Origin of the sequence: Acinetobacter sp. ANC 3882, from assembly GCF_022549545.1 — a bacterium.
GTDB lineage: Bacteria > Pseudomonadota > Gammaproteobacteria > Pseudomonadales > Moraxellaceae > Acinetobacter.
On record NZ_JAKZGB010000011.1, the window covers coordinates 70,834 to 86,628 of the forward strand.

16 protein-coding genes are annotated in these 15,795 nt (G+C 39.7%); 12 read left to right on the forward strand and 4 right to left on the reverse strand.

Translation table 11 applies throughout. The annotated features are described in order from the left end of the window. The first annotated feature begins 8 nt into the window (after nucleotides 1–8). From MMO42_RS16325 to MMO42_RS16350, 6 genes are all read left to right on the forward strand, one after another. A complete protein-coding gene (locus MMO42_RS16325; protein ID WP_241321339.1) occupies nucleotides 9–866 on the forward strand; it encodes an ABC transporter permease in 858 nt (285 codons plus the stop codon). Between the two features lie 16 nt (nucleotides 867–882). Further along, entirely contained in the window at nucleotides 883–1,905 is a 1,023-nt protein-coding gene (locus MMO42_RS16330) for an ABC transporter substrate-binding protein (RefSeq protein WP_241321340.1), read from the forward strand. A gap of 138 nt (nucleotides 1,906–2,043) precedes the next feature. Beyond that, the gene (locus MMO42_RS16335; protein ID WP_241321341.1) at nucleotides 2,044–3,171 is read left to right on the forward strand and encodes a sigma-54 dependent transcriptional regulator; all 1,128 of its coding nucleotides are present in this window, start codon (nucleotides 2,044–2,046) and stop codon (nucleotides 3,169–3,171) included. Nucleotides 3,172–3,367: 196 nt separating this feature from the next. Next, complete coding sequence (locus MMO42_RS16340) at nucleotides 3,368–3,583, forward strand: TOBE domain-containing protein (protein WP_004654121.1); 216 nt, start codon at nucleotides 3,368–3,370, stop codon at nucleotides 3,581–3,583. Nucleotides 3,584–3,653: 70 nt separating this feature from the next. Beyond that, entirely contained in the window at nucleotides 3,654–4,478 is an 825-nt protein-coding gene (locus MMO42_RS16345) for an ABC transporter ATP-binding protein (RefSeq protein ID WP_241321342.1), read from the forward strand. A gap of 174 nt (nucleotides 4,479–4,652) precedes the next feature. Beyond that, nucleotides 4,653–5,585, forward strand: a complete 933-nt coding sequence (locus MMO42_RS16350) for a TauD/TfdA family dioxygenase (RefSeq protein WP_241321343.1) — start codon at nucleotides 4,653–4,655, stop codon at nucleotides 5,583–5,585. A gap of 29 nt (nucleotides 5,586–5,614) precedes the next feature. On the opposite strand, the gene MMO42_RS16355 is transcribed toward MMO42_RS16350, so the two are convergent. Next, nucleotides 5,615–6,232 (reverse strand): TetR/AcrR family transcriptional regulator, encoded by a 618-nt coding sequence (locus MMO42_RS16355; protein ID WP_005295029.1) that lies wholly within the window; start codon nucleotides 6,230–6,232, stop codon nucleotides 5,615–5,617. A gap of 488 nt (nucleotides 6,233–6,720) precedes the next feature. On the opposite strand from MMO42_RS16355, the gene MMO42_RS16360 reads away from it, so the two are divergent. The 5 genes from MMO42_RS16360 (at nucleotide 6,721) to MMO42_RS16380 (ending at nucleotide 12,390) form a co-directional block, all read left to right on the forward strand. Beyond that, nucleotides 6,721–7,680, forward strand: coding sequence for a metal-dependent hydrolase (locus tag MMO42_RS16360; RefSeq protein ID WP_005295027.1), 960 nt, complete (start codon nucleotides 6,721–6,723; stop codon nucleotides 7,678–7,680). Between the two features lie 286 nt (nucleotides 7,681–7,966). Continuing rightward, a complete protein-coding gene (locus MMO42_RS16365) occupies nucleotides 7,967–8,941 on the forward strand; it encodes a metal-dependent hydrolase (RefSeq protein WP_241321344.1) in 975 nt (324 codons plus the stop codon). A gap of 38 nt (nucleotides 8,942–8,979) precedes the next feature. Continuing rightward, nucleotides 8,980–9,804, forward strand: coding sequence for an SDR family NAD(P)-dependent oxidoreductase (locus MMO42_RS16370; protein ID WP_241321345.1), 825 nt, complete (start codon nucleotides 8,980–8,982; stop codon nucleotides 9,802–9,804). 92 nt (nucleotides 9,805–9,896) lie between these two features. Next, nucleotides 9,897–11,417 (forward strand): NAD(P)/FAD-dependent oxidoreductase, encoded by a 1,521-nt coding sequence (locus MMO42_RS16375; protein WP_241321346.1) that lies wholly within the window; start codon nucleotides 9,897–9,899, stop codon nucleotides 11,415–11,417. Nucleotides 11,418–11,511: 94 nt separating this feature from the next. Beyond that, the gene (locus MMO42_RS16380; protein WP_241321347.1) at nucleotides 11,512–12,390 is read left to right on the forward strand and encodes a class I SAM-dependent methyltransferase; all 879 of its coding nucleotides are present in this window, start codon (nucleotides 11,512–11,514) and stop codon (nucleotides 12,388–12,390) included. A 68-nt stretch (nucleotides 12,391–12,458) separates the two neighbouring features. On the opposite strand, the gene MMO42_RS16385 is transcribed toward MMO42_RS16380, so the two are convergent. Both MMO42_RS16385 and crp read right to left on the reverse strand, forming a co-directional pair. Next, a complete protein-coding gene (locus MMO42_RS16385; protein ID WP_005295015.1) occupies nucleotides 12,459–13,235 on the reverse strand; it encodes a M48 family metallopeptidase in 777 nt (258 codons plus the stop codon). Between the two features lie 202 nt (nucleotides 13,236–13,437). Next, nucleotides 13,438–14,145, reverse strand: a complete 708-nt coding sequence (gene crp, locus MMO42_RS16390) for a cAMP-activated global transcriptional regulator CRP (protein ID WP_005187555.1) — start codon at nucleotides 14,143–14,145, stop codon at nucleotides 13,438–13,440. Nucleotides 14,146–14,293: 148 nt separating this feature from the next. Between crp and MMO42_RS16395 the strand changes: the two genes are divergently transcribed. Further along, a complete protein-coding gene (locus tag MMO42_RS16395; RefSeq protein WP_005295012.1) occupies nucleotides 14,294–14,716 on the forward strand; it encodes an OsmC family protein in 423 nt (140 codons plus the stop codon). Between the two features lie 70 nt (nucleotides 14,717–14,786). On the opposite strand, the gene MMO42_RS16400 is transcribed toward MMO42_RS16395, so the two are convergent. Continuing rightward, nucleotides 14,787–15,587 (reverse strand): M23 family metallopeptidase, encoded by an 801-nt coding sequence (locus MMO42_RS16400; protein WP_241321348.1) that lies wholly within the window; start codon nucleotides 15,585–15,587, stop codon nucleotides 14,787–14,789. Nucleotides 15,588–15,795: the final 208 nt, after the last annotated feature.

A 15,795-nucleotide genomic window follows, 5' to 3' on the forward strand; every position in this document is an offset into this window, starting at 1 on the left:
AGGTGATTATGTCGAGCACAAAAGAGACATTAACGTTTCCAAAAACAATTCAGTCCAGTTCAATTTCTTCTCCATCTAAGATCAGTTCATTGGTGGATGGTTTTAATCTAAGCTGGCTTTCCAGTAGTTTTAAGCGTTCTGCTGCAATTTTACTGTTTTTGGCCATTTGGGAAATCGTACCGCGCATTGGCTTGGTCGATTCAGCATTTTTACCGACTTTTTCTACAGTTCTGGTGAGTGGTTGGGGCTTGATTCAAAATGGTCAATTATTAACACATTTGCAAGCTAGTTTGATTCGTTCACTCAGTGGCTTTATTTTTGCGATCATTATTGCCATTCCTTTAGGTTTGGCGATTGGTTGGTACACCCGTTTTTCCGAATTTCTGAGCCCTTTATTGGAAGTGTTCCGAAACACGGCTGCATTAGCTTTATTGCCTGTGTTTATTCTTTTTCTTGGGATTGGTGAGAGTTCGAAAATTGCATTGGTCACTTATGCCTGCACTTGGCCCATCTTGCTGAATACCATCAGCGGTGTTCGTAATGTTGATCCATTGTTGATCAAGTCAGCACGAACCATGGGACTGAGTTCTATTCAGTTGTTCCGTAAAGTGATTTTACCTGCTGCGATTCCAACGATTTTCGTGGGCGTACGTTTGGCAGGTTCATTCTCAGTGTTGATGTTGATTGCCGCAGAAATGGTTGGGGCGAAAGCCGGTTTGGGTTATCTGATTAATTATGCGCAATATAACTTCCAGATTCCCGAAATGTTCTTTGGCATCATTAGTATTACCACGATTGGTCTATTGTTTAATTACAGTCTGCTTGCGATCGAAAAGCGTTTGACCGCGTGGAAAACTGAAAGGTAGTTAGGAGTACATCGACATGTTTAAGCAAGGCTGGGGAAAGCATCTATTTGATTTGAGTTATGTGGTGACATTGTCGCTCATTTTGTTGGGATGTACAAAACCAGCATCGAAATTGACCGCAGTCGATGGACTTGAATCTTTAGAATTTAAATATTTAGGTTCACCAGGCGTGGTGACACCATTGGAATTGGCTGAGGATTTAGGTTATCTCGCACCAATCAAATTAAGCTATCAGGGTGTTTCTACAGGAGGACCTCAGGGCATTCAATCGGCTTTGTCAGGTGATAGTGATATAAGCAGTCCAAGTTTTGCGGGCTCAGCCGTTAAAATGGTGGCCAGTGGTGTACCGGGAACCGTCGTCATTGCTGCCTACGGTACTTTTGATGATCCTTTTGCTGGCTATTATGTACTGGAAAATAGCCCAATTCATTCAGCCAGAGACTTAATTGGTAAAAAAGTTGGAACCAATATTCTGGGTGCACAAGTGGAATATATGCTCAAAACCTATTTAAAAAAAGGAGGACTTAGCCCTGAAGAAATTAATCAGGTAACGCTTGTGGTCTTGCCACCAGGTTCCTCAGAGCAAGCCCTAAGAAATGGTCATGTGGATTTAGCGCCTTTGACAGGACCATCAATCGAACGGGGTGGGGTACGTCGTCTTTATCGGGATTATGATCTGGTTGGCGATCTGACGACTGGAACTTATGTCATGGCAAATCGCTATATTGCTGAACATCCAAATACTACCCGTAAAGTGGTAACGGGTATTGCCAAAGCAATTGAATGGTCTAGACAACAACCGAGAGATCAGGTGATTGCGCGTTTTGAACACATTTTGGAGAAACGTAAACGACCTGAAAATAGTGCCATGTTAAAATATTGGACACAATGGGGAATTCCTAGTCATGCAGGGAAATTTAAAAATGATGATTTTACAATATGGGTTAATAATTTAATCTCTGAAGGTCAGTTAAAACAAAATCAGATTGATTATAAAAAGATATATAGCAATCAATATAATGCATATAGCCCAAATTAAATCATCTTTGTAGTTTAATTAATTGGAGTTTATTTCTATTTTAATAAATGGAAATAACAAAGGTGAATTATTGATTTCTATTTAAACAAATAGTCATGCAAGATAACTTCTCTTTTAGAACAATAGGGAAGTAAATGCATGTCATTCATTACTTATCCACAAAATCAGACTTTAACGCGAACTGAGCGGGCGACAGCGATGGTTTTTGAAGATCAAAAATCAAGAGATTTGCTGGATCGCATTGAACAGATTGCACCTAGTGAGGCGAGCGTCCTGATTATTGGCAATACCGGGACGGGTAAAGAACTGGTTGCACGTCAGGTACATATGATGAGCCAGCGCAGTCGTGGTCCTTTTGTGGCAGTAAATTGTGGCGCATTTACAGAATCATTGGCTGAAAGTGAGTTATTTGGACATGAAAAAGGCGCATTTACAGGTGCAATCAATAGCAAGGCGGGTTGGTTTGAAGCGGCCAATCATGGCACGTTGTTTCTAGATGAAGTCGGTGACTTATCTCCAGCAATGCAGGTGAAATTATTACGGGTTCTGCAAGAGCGTGAAATTGTTCGAGTCGGATCACTCAAGCCAATTAAGTTGAATGTCCGTGTGATTGCGGCTACCAATGTCCATTTAGATGAGGCAGTTCAAGCAGGCAAGTTTAGAGAAGATTTATTTTATCGGCTGAATGTCGCTTTGCTTAAAGTTTCACCTTTGGCAGAACGCCCTGGCGATATTTTACCATTGGCTAATTTTTTCATTGCCCAGTATTGCAAACGTTTGGGCTATCCAATAGCGACAATGAGTCCAAGTGCTGTCCAGAAACTCTTGACCTATGGCTATCCTGGTAATATTCGTGAACTGGAAAATGCCATTCACCATGCCTTACTGGTCTGCAAGAATCATCAAATTCAGCCGACTGACTTTTGCTTTGCATCTTTATCCAGTAGCTTGAATTTGCGACAGATTTCTGATTTGGAGAAGAGCACACACACCATTCCAAGAACAGATTTATTGCCTAAACAAATGTTGCAGCATGCGCTTCTGAATTTATTTGAATCGTCGCATGCCTTGAAAAATGAAAATCTAGATCGCTTGATTGAAGAAGCAACGATTCGGATTGCTTATGAATATTGCCATCGCAATCAGGTCCAAACAGCTAAGCTGTTAGGAATTAGTCGCAACATCGTGCGTGCAAGATTGGTCAAATATGGCTTGGTGGGAAACGATAAAGTAGTCAATATTATGTTGGAAGAATTATTGGGTTAATTGAAATCAATAATCAGGTGACAGCGTTCACCTTTTTATTGGTTGAAAATCACTTTTCTTAAAAAATAATAATCAATGATTTAAAATAAATATAACTTTTTAATCAAAAAATATTCAAAAATAATAGTTCTAAATATTTGTACATTTTCTAATATAGCTAAACATAACTTAATAAACAGATCTAAAGTGGTGAAAGATGAGTATTCCTCAAATTAATGTGCGTAACCAGTTTCGTGGTGTCGTTAAAGAAATTATTGAAGGTAGTGTTGTTTCTGAGGTAGATGTAGAAACACCTGCGGGAGTTTTTACTTCGGTGATTACCACACGATCAGTGAAAAACCTAAATTTAGAATTAGGTAGTGAAGTCATTGTTTTAATTAAGTCTACAGAAGTTGCTTTGGCAAAACTATAGAGCGTCATATCAAAAATATAGTAAAGATTGATTTTATTATATTTTTGATTTCTGTTTTAGGGGGGCTAAAATGACATTATTAAATGTGGGTTCAGTAAAAATTAATCATCTCAATAAATCATATGGGCAGTATCAAGAACATGCCTTAACTGTATTGGATGATATTTCTTTAGAGATTAAAGCAGGGGAATTTGTCAGTATTGTCGGTAGTAGTGGTTGTGGAAAATCAACTTTATTACGTTTACTGGTCGGTTTGGATGATCAATTTGAAGGTAAGATTCTGGTCGATGGACAACCGATTCAAGGCACCAGTCTGGAGCGCGGTATCGTCTTCCAAGATCATCGATTATTTCCTTGGCTGAATGTGCAAGATAACATTCGGGTTGCATTATTAAATAGTAAATTAACGCGTGCTGAACAGGATCAATTGATTGATGAACACATTGAATTGGTCGGCTTGAGCAAGTTTAAAGATGCTTATCCAGCACAGCTTTCAGGGGGGATGAGTCAACGTGTTGCGATTGCAAGAAGTCTGATTAATCGACCTAAAATCTTGTTGTTGGATGAACCTTTCGGCGCATTGGATGCACTCACACGTGCCAATCTACAAAAGGAATTACAACGGATCTGGCAAACTGAAAAAATTACCATGATTATTGTGACCCATGATGTCGAGGAAGCCGTTTTTCTGGGTGATCGTGTTGTAGTGATGCAACCCAATCCTGGCCGAATTAAACGAATTGTTCCTGTTCATTTACCGCACCCACGTGTTCGAGAAGACGTTCGACTTGCGGCGATTAGAAATGATATTTTGACAGATTTTAGTCATGCAACTGAAGATCATTTAATTATCCCGCCAATTAAAGATTTTAATCAATTTCAGTTCGCTTGGTAAGCCCAAGTGAACTAAAATTTATAATCATAAAAACAAATAAATTAATATAAAAATATTGGTTCTTATATTTCACGGTTTGCATATATTTAAATAGATCACTAATTATGTGATTGGGGAATCGTGAATAAAGCTGAATGCTTTAAAAAATATAATGAATGATTTAAAGGAAAGAAAATGACCGTACTCACACAACTTTCAGCCGCGATCGAAAGTGCACCGCGTTGGCATGAATACAAGAAGCATAGTTTAGATACCGTGCACATCACACCCATCGAAGGCGCATTGGGGGCGATTGTGACTGGATTGGATGCCAGTAAACCTCAGAGCGGGGAAGTGATCCTCAAGCTGAAAAAGGCATTGCATGAACATTTAATCCTGGTTTTTAAGTCACAAGACTTGGAAGACAACGACTTACTGGCCTTTGCGAGTTATTTTGGCGGGATTTTCCGTCCGCCAACAGATATTCCTGTATTGGCAACACGTCATGATACCAACGCACCGCCTGATATTGTACCTGTATCCAATGCGGTTGGAGAGGGGGATTATACTGGTCATGGCGAACTCACCCCGCATAGTGACCATCACTGGACCCCACAGCCTTCTAGTGGATCTTTGCTTTATGCAATTGAACTTCCAAAAGATGGTGGTGCGACCAGTTGGTATAACACCGTTCAGGCGTATGAAGACCTTGATCAGGAAACCAAAGACGAAATCGAAGGGCTGCAGTTGATTACGTATAATCCATTTTTGCGCTTGAAGGATAAAAGCCCGATTCCAAAGTATCGCTTTTCTGATCAACCGATATTAGGTGCAGCGTTTCCACATCCATTGGTTCGTACACATTCTGAGAGTGGTCGACGTGGTATTTATCTGGACGCACAGACCGAAGTTGAAGTTGTAGGCTATGATGACCAAAAGGGTGCCGCGTTGATCGAACGCTTAAGAGCGCATATCGTCAAGCCTGAATATCGTTATGAACACCAGTGGGAAATTGGAGATATCGTCTATTGGGATAATCAGTTGACCTTGCATTCACGTACAGCTTTTCCTGCCGAGCAACGTCGTTTGCTGAAACGTGTCAGCTTGGCAGGTGCAAGACCATTCTAAAGTTAAGCAGAGCCAGTGAAAGCTGGCTTTTAATTTCCTGCTTTTGCCAATTCTGCTTCGATATAGCTAATAATCATGGTGCTTAAACCTTTGACCATTTCATCAAAGCTGATTTGCGGATTGGGTAAAATCAAATGACGTGCCACATTGAAGATACTGCTATTAATACTGATATAAGCAGTCACGCTGAGATTATTGACCTTTAGATAACGAGGATGGCGAATCATATATTTCATCAAAACTTCCATCAGTGCCATTTCGATCTGACCAATATATTTTTCATATTTAAGTTCAGTCGCATATCTTAGGCAGATGAGATAGCGGTCATCATCGCGGGTCAGTAGATCTCTAAAGGTATAGAAAATCATTTCAAATAAAGGTTCTAACTCCTGTTCAATGATGATCGGCGTGAGTTCCTTGACCATATCCAATACTTCTTTGACAAAAGTTCTGGCCATTGCATCATAAATTTCTTCTTTGTTTTTAAAATACTCATATAAAGAGCCGACACTGACACCCGCAATATCTGCAATATGCCGTGTGGTTGTGCCACTGGTGCCATTACTGGCAACTGCAATGAAACCAGCTTCGATAATGGTATCTACGGTTACTTTTGAGCGGGATTGACGTGGTTTACGAGTCGCCATAAGCTTTTATTGTTAAAATCCGAACATAATGTCAGATTAACATGTGCTGGAATCCTATGAAAGGGTCGCTTAATTAATCCGAACAAATAAAATTACATGCATTTTAATATTTATATTTTTTCTGTAATAAAAATCAGTTTGCGAAGATTAACCTTGATTTTGGCTTATGGAGTTTGTTTTTTAATTTTAAATATATATATGATAATAAAAGTAAAAAATATAATTAAGCTGTTCTTATTTGTGTTTTAAAAATTTGATAAGAACCACTTTTTATGAAGAATTTATCCATTCAAACTTTGGTAATTACCCGAATTGAATCCGAACATAAGATCGGTTTAAAGTAATTTCATATCAGGATCAGGTTCAAAAAAATCTCCCGAATATTTTTTCAGACTTCTCAAATGACTGAGAAAGATGAAAAGAGATGAACCCGATGCAACGCATGTCAAAGGGCAAATGACGCTCAAGTGAAGTAGGTAGGTGTAGCCATGATTAGCAGCACATTAAAGAAAGGTTTAAGTTTATTTAAATCTAACCCAATAACTGAGCAAATCGATTTTGCGAGTAAAAAAAGTATTCCAATTCGTCACTTGGCCATCGGATTTGAAGGCAAAGAAGTTGATCTCTCATTTTATATGAACAATCAATTCGCTACGATTTTCTTTGCTACGCTGTCAGTATTTTTAACTTATGGCGAAGACTTGGTGATTGAAACAGCACGTCATCATCGCGATCAATTGAAAGATCCGATCTTGAGACAGCGTGTGACTTCATTGATTGGTCAGGAAGCGATCCATTCAAAATTACATAATGAATTTAACGATGCAATTGTTGATCTTGATTATCCAGTACGACTCTATCGTTTTCTGGGTGAACAGTTCTTTGATCATATTTTCTTGAAATTCCCGCAACCGCTGAAACTTTCATTGATGGCCGGGATTGAACATTTTACCGCAGTATTGGCGGAATACATGATGGCGCATGAGCAGAATTTCTATTTTTCTGATGATGCAAAAACCCGCGCCTTATGGATGTGGCATATGCTTGAAGAATCAGAGCATAAAGATGTTGCCTATGATGTTTATCAAACACTGAACGGTAATTATGCCCTACGTATCTCAGGCTTCTTGCTGGCTTATTTCACCATTCTTGGGTTGATTCCGTTCTCGGCAACCATGGTGCCGATCTTACGTAAGCCACAAGAAATGTTGACCTCGAAATTTTGGAAAGATGCACGACGTGGTGTCAAGCTGATCTTTAGTCCGAAGGATGGGGTTTTTGGAAGTACCCAAGGTCGTATTTTTGATTATTTACGTACGGATTTCCATCCAAATGATCATGATGCAACCGCTTATTTTGAATACTACGAAAAGAAACTTTTATCAGAAGGTGGTGCATTGCATCCATTCTTTGTAAAAGAGTTCACGCCTAAGGTACAAGCGGCTTAATTTTTGAATCAGATAGCTAAGTAGAGTGCGGTGAAATAAAGGCAATAGGTTGGCAAAAAAGCTCAATGTCTTATGAGCAGTTTGGTTCTTGTTGCCGTTATTTCGCTCATGCACTATGCAAATAACCATTCTCAGCTGACCCGTGTATAGGGTGATGCATCCCAACTTAAAGTTTAAGAATCGAGGTCGTTAAAGTTGCAGAAATAATCTTATAGACAACTTTACGATTTTTGATGGATGCATTGCTGTTTGATTTTATTTTTACTCTCTCTATGGGAATTAAGACATGGTCGCTCAAGTTCTTCGAAATGTCTTCTCAGACAAATTAAGTACCAAATATCAGGGGATTATTCAAAATCTAGCGAATAAATCACCTATCCCAATTCGTCATTTTGATTTTAAATTCAATCCAAATGAATTGGATGAAAAGTTTTTTTTAAATAAAGAGTTAGCAACCTCTTATTTTCATGCTTTATCCATCTTCCTAACCTTTGGTGAAGATGTGGTCATCGATACTGCACGTCATCATCGTGATTTTATTGAAGACCCGATTTTAAAACAAAGACTAACGTCTTTGATTGGGCAAGAAGCGATTCATTCAAAAATCCACAATCAGTTTAATGATGAAGTGTTGAAAGAAAATGGTTATCCAGTTGAATTGCTTCGCGCAATTGCAGGCAAAGTTTTCGAATATGGCATCTATAAACTTCCACAGTCTTTACAGCTTTCATTGATGGCAGGCATTGAACATTACACTGCTGTGCTTGCTGAATTCATGATGCAGCATGAAGAATATCTGTTGGGTTCTCAAGACGAAAGACAGCGTGCCATGTGGATGTGGCATATGTTGGAAGAGTCTGAACATAAAGATATTGCATATGATGTTTTCTTAGAGTTATCAGGTAATTATTGGCTCAGAATTACAGGTTTCTTGCTGGCAAGCTTAACTATTTTAGGTGGTGTTTCGCTGGGTGGTTATTTGATGCCATTTGTACGCAAGCCAAGCAACCTGATTAATCCTTGTTATATGAAAGATATCGTGGAAAGTACAGCTTTACTGTTCGGTAGCGAGCGTGGGGTATTCGGAAGTAGCTTTATGCACATTCTTGAATATCTACGTCCAAGTTTTCATCCAAATGACCACGATACCACAGCGTATATGGCGTATTACAAAGAACGTTTATTAAACCCTGAAACAGGTTTATTAAGCCCTTATTTCCTGAAAGAGTTTGTACCACCTGTACGTGCAGCGACTGCATAACTTGGTCCAGATCAATACGAGATTATTGGAAAGCAAAGATGAAATTATTTGGGAAAAAAACCAAGCCTAGCGAAAAAGCATTCGCTGTGGTGACAGGTGCAGGAAGCGGGATTGGTCGTAGTTTTGCACTTGAATTGGCAAAACGTGGCGGCACAGTGGTGTGTTCGGATATTAACCTTGATGCAGCCAAAGAAACGGTGAGCTTAGTGGAAGCACTTGGAGCAAAAGCCTTTGCTGTACAATGTGATGTTGCCAAAGAAGAGCAAGTCAACCAATTGGCTGAGCAGGCTCAACAATTGATGCAGAACCCAGTCACACTGGTAATTAATAATGCAGGGATCGGTTTAGGGGGCAAGTTTGATGAAATGTCTTCTGAAGACTGGCATTGGTGCATGAATATTAATTTGTGGGGGGTGATCCACGGCTGCCGTGCTTTTGTACCGAAGTTTAAACAACTTGGTCATGGCGCAATTATCAATGTGGCATCAGCAGCATCTTATACGGCAGCACCAGAAATGACCGTCTATAACGTGTCTAAAGCAGGTGTTCGTGCTCTATCAGAAACGCTTTCGGCTGAACTACGAAAATCAAATATTAAGGTCAATGTACTTTGTCCAACTTTAGTACCGACCAATATCATTAAAAATGGCAAAGTCCCACATAAAGGGCTGTTGGATTATGCGCTGACCAATTTGGCTTTTACCACCAGTGACAAGGTAGCCAAATTGACCTTGGATCGTTTGGACAAAGGTGAGCTTTATACCATTCCACAAATCGACGCCAAGTTATTTTGGTTGATGAAACGTACTGCACCGAACTTATATGCAAAATTCTTAGGCACATCATATCGATTTATGAAGTAATCACCTTGGATAAAAGATTTTAAACACTGAAATAAGACGAAACTCAATCGGCGATAGGCTTATTTCAGTTGAATGAATAAAGGATATTTTAAATGACAGCTCAAGCAAAAAAATTAAACTCAGCTGAAGGAAAGGCTTTACCACCACACATCTATGATAGCTTTATCGTGGGTGCTGGAATCTCTGGTATCGCAACGGCAATTCGTCTTGATCAGGTCGGTTATAGCAACTACAAGATCATTGAGAAGGCGACACGTGTGGGTGGGACTTGGCGTGAAAATACTTACCCAGGTTGTGGCTGTGATGTACCGTCGGCGTTGTATTCCTATTCATTTGCACCGAGTGCCAAATGGAGTCATCTGTTTGCTCGCCAGCCTGAGATTCTAAGCTATCTAGAAGAAGTCAGCGAAAATTTCAATGTCAGCTCAAAAATTGAATTTGGTACCGAGTTGCTCAACGCGACATGGGATAAAGAGCGTAATCTTTGGGTGATTGATACCAATAAAGGTCAAAACCTATCCAGAACTGTGGTTTTTGCAACAGGTCCAATTACCGAAGCGCAAATTCCAAAACTTGAAGGCCTAGAAAGCTTTAAGGGCGAAATGTTCCATTCAGCGAAATGGAATCATGATTATGACCTGACAGGTAAACGTATCGCTGTGATTGGGACAGGTGCATCAGCGATTCAGTTTGTTCCTCAGATTCAGCCATTAGCAAAAGAATTGTACGTGTATCAACGTACAGCGCCGTGGGTGGTCCCAAAGCCAGATACAGATCTAGGTGATATTAGTAAATCATTGATTGAGAAGTTTCCACTGATTCAAAAAACATGGCGTCAAGCGGTTGCACAATCGTTGAATGCAATTAATTTCGGCTTACGTAATCCAGCCGTGTTAAAACCTGTTGGCGAATTGGCAAAATTGATTTTACGTTTCCAGATTGAAGATCCTGAATTACGTAAAAATGTAACACCGAACTTTACGATTGGCTGTAAGCGTTTGCTGTTCGCTAATAATTATTATCCTGCATTACAACAACCGAATACCAAACTGATTCCACATGGATTGGTAAAAGTAGAAGGCAATACGGTTGTTTCTGCAAATGGTGAACGTCATGAAGTCGATGTGATCATTTGGGGAACTGGTTTTGAGGTGTCTCATCCACCGATTGGCAAGCGCGTGTCAAATGAGAAAGGCGAGTGCCTGAATGATCTATGGAAGAGCACTTCACCAGAAGCGTATCTAGGCACCAGTATTGAGAATGTCCCGAATGCTTTCCTTGTCTTAGGACCAAATGTTTTGGTGTATGATTCATTCATTGGTTTGGCTGAAGCGCAACTTGATTATATCGTTGATGGTTTACTAAAAATCAAAGAAAAAGGCATCAGTAAGTTGAATATTAAGCCAGAAGTGATCAAGCATCATAACGAGCTGGTGCAAAAACATCTGAAAACCACAGTGTTTAACGCGGGTGGATGTAAGAGCTATTACTTAGATGCCAATGGCCGTAACTTTGCTGCGTGGCCGTGGTCATTGAAAAAGTTAAAGCAACGTTTGAAACGTATGGATTTGAATGACTATCAAGTGACCTATCAGACTGAAAAAACCAACTGATTTTAGATCAATCATCAAACAGCAGTAAATTTTATCTTAGGGTAGAATTTGCTGCTTATTTTTTGCAAGATAGCAATAAAAATGGGGAATAAAAATGAAAGAAGGACAATCGAGTCGCACCGCTGAAGCTGCTGCAGCATTACGTGCCAATCATTTTCAAAATGCTGAAAATCCAGTATTCTCTGATCCTTTTGCATTTGAGTTAACCAGTAAGGGTTGGAAGAAACTGTTAACCACTTCGTTGACCGTGAAAGTCATGAACTCCTCTGTATTTAATCGCACTTTTGGATTATTAACAGGGCAAGTGGTCGGGCGTTCAAGATATGCAGAAGACTTGCTTGAGCATGCAATCGCGAAGGGAATTCAACAATATGTGCTCGTAGGAGCAGGCTTAGATTCTTTTACCTTACGACAGGCCCAGAAATACCCACAGTTAAAAATTTTTGAAGTCGATCATCCAGATACCCAAGCAGCAAAACAAAGCAAATTACGCCAATTTGGAGTGCTTCCAGCGAATGTTGAGTTTGTTGCAATCGATTTTGAAAAAGAATCAATTGCAGATGCTTTAGCCCGGAGTACGTTCAAGCAGGATCAAGCTGCTTTTTTCTCATGGTTGGGGACGACACATTATTTAGAACCAAGAACGACCTTAAGTACATTGGCAAGCATTTCTCAGATAGCAGCACAGGAAAGCGAAGTGGTCTTGGACTATTCGGTTGACTATCGTGAATTAGAGGGTATAGAGCGTTTAGGCACGTTGTTTGTGTCGCAATTTACTCGTTTTTTAAAAGAACCATTAAAAGGGCAATTTAGACCCAAAGTATTGCATCAGGCAGTAGAACAAATGGGATATATCGTCACTGAGGATTTATCAGGGGATGGATTAACTGAGCGTTATTTTTATGCACGACCAGATCGTATCCGTCATACCGTTGCGACGCATATGTTACATCTGCGTATGCTCAAAGCTTAATTTTTTATTCTATTGTTTGTTTTAAAAAAGCCCTTCAATTCTACGCTGAGAATTGAAGGGCTTTTTGCTTAGCGACGTTTATTATAAAGCGCTAAAGCAGCAGGTAAGTTTTTACGCATATCACTAATACGTTGTGTATTTGATGGGTGAGTTGACAAGAATGAACTGCCACCCGCACCATCGAGACGATTCATTTTTTCCCAAAGACTAATCGCAGCATTTGGGTTATAGCCTGCTTTCGCCATCAACATTAAACCACCGTAATCGGCACGGCTTTCCAAATTACGTGAGTAAGGTAGACCCACACCTACTTGGCTGCCCAAATCGATTGCAGCACTACCAAGATCACCGATACTGCTACCTGCGTATGACTTACCAATACCAATCGCAAGATTTGTTAAAGCTTGAGCACCAATTTTACTTTTTGCGTGTTCTTCCAAAGCATGTGTCATTTCATGACCCATAATTGCCGCAATTTCGTCATTGGTCAGATTAAGCTTGTTGACAATGCCTGTATAGAAAACCACTTTACCACCTGGTGCAACATACGCATTGACGGTATCAGATTTTAATACAGCCAGCTGCCAGTCAAAGCGTTGGCCAGTCTGGTTCATTTGGTCTGCATAAGGCTTTAAGCGCTGGAAGACAGTATTGATACGTTGATAAGTACTTGAGCTGCTATCAAGTTGATTTTTGGCACGCGCTTCTTGCGTCATTTTAGAGAAGCCTTGTGCTGATTGAGCATTCAAGGTTGCGCTGTCGGCACCTGCCATATCTGCGAAAGATGCGCAGCCAGAAATAGTCATTACAGTAACAGCACAAAGGCTCAAAGCTAACTTCTTCATACTTATTCTCTCCAAATCAGTATCTTATGAATATAGTCGTGATTAGGGAGGATTATAAAAAATGTTGACAGCAGTTAACATTCTGAATACCTCTATAATCATTGTAATTATGTAATCAGCAGCTGTTATAGGTTTGATTGAAAAAATTAAAGCCAGTGACGGGCACTGGCTTTAATTCGAACGCATTTGATCTCAGATCAAATTAATCCTCTTCATCATACTCTTCTTCAGTAAAAGTATTTTCTTCTAAAGAAGCGTCAAAAATTAAGATGGCTTTACCGTCAGTTTGAATCATGCCTTGATCTTCAAGCGTCTTGAGTACGCGTCCAACCATTTCACGAGAACAACCCACGATACGACCAATTTCTTGACGTGTGATACGAATCTGGCGACCATTTGGCAAAATCATTGCCTCAGGTTGTGCAGATAAGTCAATTAAACAGCGAGCAATACGACCAGACACATCGATGAATGCAAGATCTGTTACTTTACGCGTTGTATTTTTAAGACGACGCACCAGTTGAGCAAACACAGCGTAACTTAGATCTGGGTACTGTTTACTTAACTCGTGGAAGTTGTCATAAGAAATTTCTGCAATTTCGCATACATCTCGAGTACGTACTTCTGCGGTACGCTGAGGGTTCTTTTCAAAAAGCCCCATTTCACCAAAGAAGTCACCAGGGTTTAAGTAGGCAACGACGATTTCACGTTCATCATCTTCACGTAAAATAATTGACACTGAACCTTTTAATATTAAATACAGTGATTTTGATTCAGTTCCAGCGTCAACAATCGCGGTGCGTTTAGGGTATCTGTTAATATGAGCACGTTTTAGCAATGCTTTAACTGATTCAGGTAGTTGACCTGGAGACAAAGCATCAGTGCTAAGTTGTGAAAAATTTGAAGTCATGCTTAAAATTTCCGAATTTGGATAAAACCGATCGCACAGGCCCTTGCTAGAGCCTTTTCTACACAGAAGAGATGAAATTCCTTATCAACTCATTTTATGTTAGTGTACAAGAACACAGTAAATTTATAACGTTTTTCGGGTAGTTGCAATGCAAACAAGTGTACATTGGTTAGAGAATGTTGCTTTTGAGGCAAAATCAGAAAGTGGCCACACTGTGGTGATGGATGGTTCGGCTGAATATGGGGGTGAAAACCGTGGTCCACGTCCTATGGAATTGATTTTAATGGGACTTGGTGGGTGTGCTTCGTTTGATATTGTGACCATTTTAAAGAAATCTCGCCAAGATGTGACGGGTGTCGTATGTCAGCTTAAGGCGGAAAGAGCAGATTCGATTCCAGCCGTGTTCACTAAAATCCATTTACATTTCGTGGTGACAGGTAAAGCAGTAAAAACCAAGCAAGTTGAAAAAGCGGTTGAACTTTCAGCGGAGAAATATTGTTCAGCAAGTAAAATGCTTGCGGATGGTGGTGTTGAAATTACCCATGATTTTGAAATTGTTGAAGCCGCATAAAGCTTAAATTATTAAGTTTTGCTAAAAAGTGATCTGTTTTTATAGATCACTTTTTTATAAGCTTTTCTTTTTATTTTAGAAATAATTGTGGGTCGACCCGAGCATTATTCAGGCTCATGCCCCAATGTAAATGAGCACCTGTAACTCGTCCTGTATTTCCCACTAATCCAAGTGTTTCTCCCTGACGGATTTGCTGTCCCTTTTCTACGCTAATTTTACTCAGATGGCAGAACATACTGATCAAGCCCTGACCGTGGTCAATCAGTACCGTATTACCATTAAAGAAATAATTTCCAGTTTGCACCACCACACCATCAGCAGGGGCTACGACTTTTTGTCCAACTGGTGCAGGAATATCCAGGCCAGAATGTGGCGCACGTTCTTCACCATTAAAAAAGCGTTTACGTCCGAAAGAGTTGCTAAATTTACCAGCAGTTGGTCGAATAAAATTTGGGAATTTTGTCCATGTGCTTTGACTAAACGAGCTATAAATATCATTTTGCTCTTTGGCTTCACGTGTATAACGATCCAATTGCTCTTGCTTTGGATTGACGTAATCCTGATTTTTGACGTTGAGGCGCTGCTCAGCATAGGGATATGGCTTAAGCTCAATTTGAATCGGACTGTTATTGGTTTTTAAGGTGAGTGGACCGAGAGGCACAGATAAAGGGATACCAAACACAGCATAACGTTGTGAGCCTTCCTGCGTAATCAGTACAGGATTTTGTTCATAAAACACTTGCGTGGTATTTGCTTCTAGAGGAATAACCGCAATCCCACCAGCTCGTCTTGAGTCTTGTGGCAGTTGGGCAAAAGCAACATGAAGTGGAAGAAGGCAAGTGGCTGCCAGATAGATTCTTTTTAAATACATGATCATCATTATGTGTAAAGTAAAGCTTTAAGCTAAAAGGTTCTGCTTAAAAGTACAATATTGGTTGTGTGCAAAACAGAATAGGTAGCAAAATTATACAAAATATACTTGAAATAGATTGTTTTTGTACCCATATTAAAGCCGAGTCTTATATTTTTTATTTTGTATAATATATTGAAAAATATATAAATTTTATTTGAAATTTTAA

Bases quoted from the DNA above. Each gene is read 5' to 3' on its own strand.
- MMO42_RS16355 (WP_005295029.1), bottom strand. From the start codon at position 6,232: ATGGCGACTCGTAAACCACGTCAATCCCGCTCAAAAGTAACCGTAGAT.
- MMO42_RS16375 (WP_241321346.1), top strand. From the start codon at position 9,897: ATGACAGCTCAAGCAAAAAAATTAAACTCAGCTGAAGGAAAGGCTTTA.
- MMO42_RS16325 (WP_241321339.1), top strand. From the start codon at position 9: ATGTCGAGCACAAAAGAGACATTAACGTTTCCAAAAACAATTCAGTCC.
- MMO42_RS16350 (WP_241321343.1), top strand. From the start codon at position 4,653: ATGACCGTACTCACACAACTTTCAGCCGCGATCGAAAGTGCACCGCGT.
- MMO42_RS16385 (WP_005295015.1), bottom strand. From the start codon at position 13,235: ATGAAGAAGTTAGCTTTGAGCCTTTGTGCTGTTACTGTAATGACTATT.
- MMO42_RS16345 (WP_241321342.1), top strand. From the start codon at position 3,654: ATGACATTATTAAATGTGGGTTCAGTAAAAATTAATCATCTCAATAAA.
- MMO42_RS16340 (WP_004654121.1), top strand. From the start codon at position 3,368: ATGAGTATTCCTCAAATTAATGTGCGTAACCAGTTTCGTGGTGTCGTT.
- MMO42_RS16380 (WP_241321347.1), top strand. From the start codon at position 11,512: ATGAAAGAAGGACAATCGAGTCGCACCGCTGAAGCTGCTGCAGCATTA.
- MMO42_RS16330 (WP_241321340.1), top strand. From the start codon at position 883: ATGTTTAAGCAAGGCTGGGGAAAGCATCTATTTGATTTGAGTTATGTG.
- MMO42_RS16360 (WP_005295027.1), top strand. From the start codon at position 6,721: ATGATTAGCAGCACATTAAAGAAAGGTTTAAGTTTATTTAAATCTAAC.
- MMO42_RS16395 (WP_005295012.1), top strand. From the start codon at position 14,294: ATGCAAACAAGTGTACATTGGTTAGAGAATGTTGCTTTTGAGGCAAAA.
- MMO42_RS16335 (WP_241321341.1), top strand. From the start codon at position 2,044: ATGTCATTCATTACTTATCCACAAAATCAGACTTTAACGCGAACTGAG.
- MMO42_RS16400 (WP_241321348.1), bottom strand. From the start codon at position 15,587: ATGTATTTAAAAAGAATCTATCTGGCAGCCACTTGCCTTCTTCCACTT.
- MMO42_RS16365 (WP_241321344.1), top strand. From the start codon at position 7,967: ATGGTCGCTCAAGTTCTTCGAAATGTCTTCTCAGACAAATTAAGTACC.
- crp (WP_005187555.1), bottom strand. From the start codon at position 14,145: ATGACTTCAAATTTTTCACAACTTAGCACTGATGCTTTGTCTCCAGGT.
- MMO42_RS16370 (WP_241321345.1), top strand. From the start codon at position 8,980: ATGAAATTATTTGGGAAAAAAACCAAGCCTAGCGAAAAAGCATTCGCT.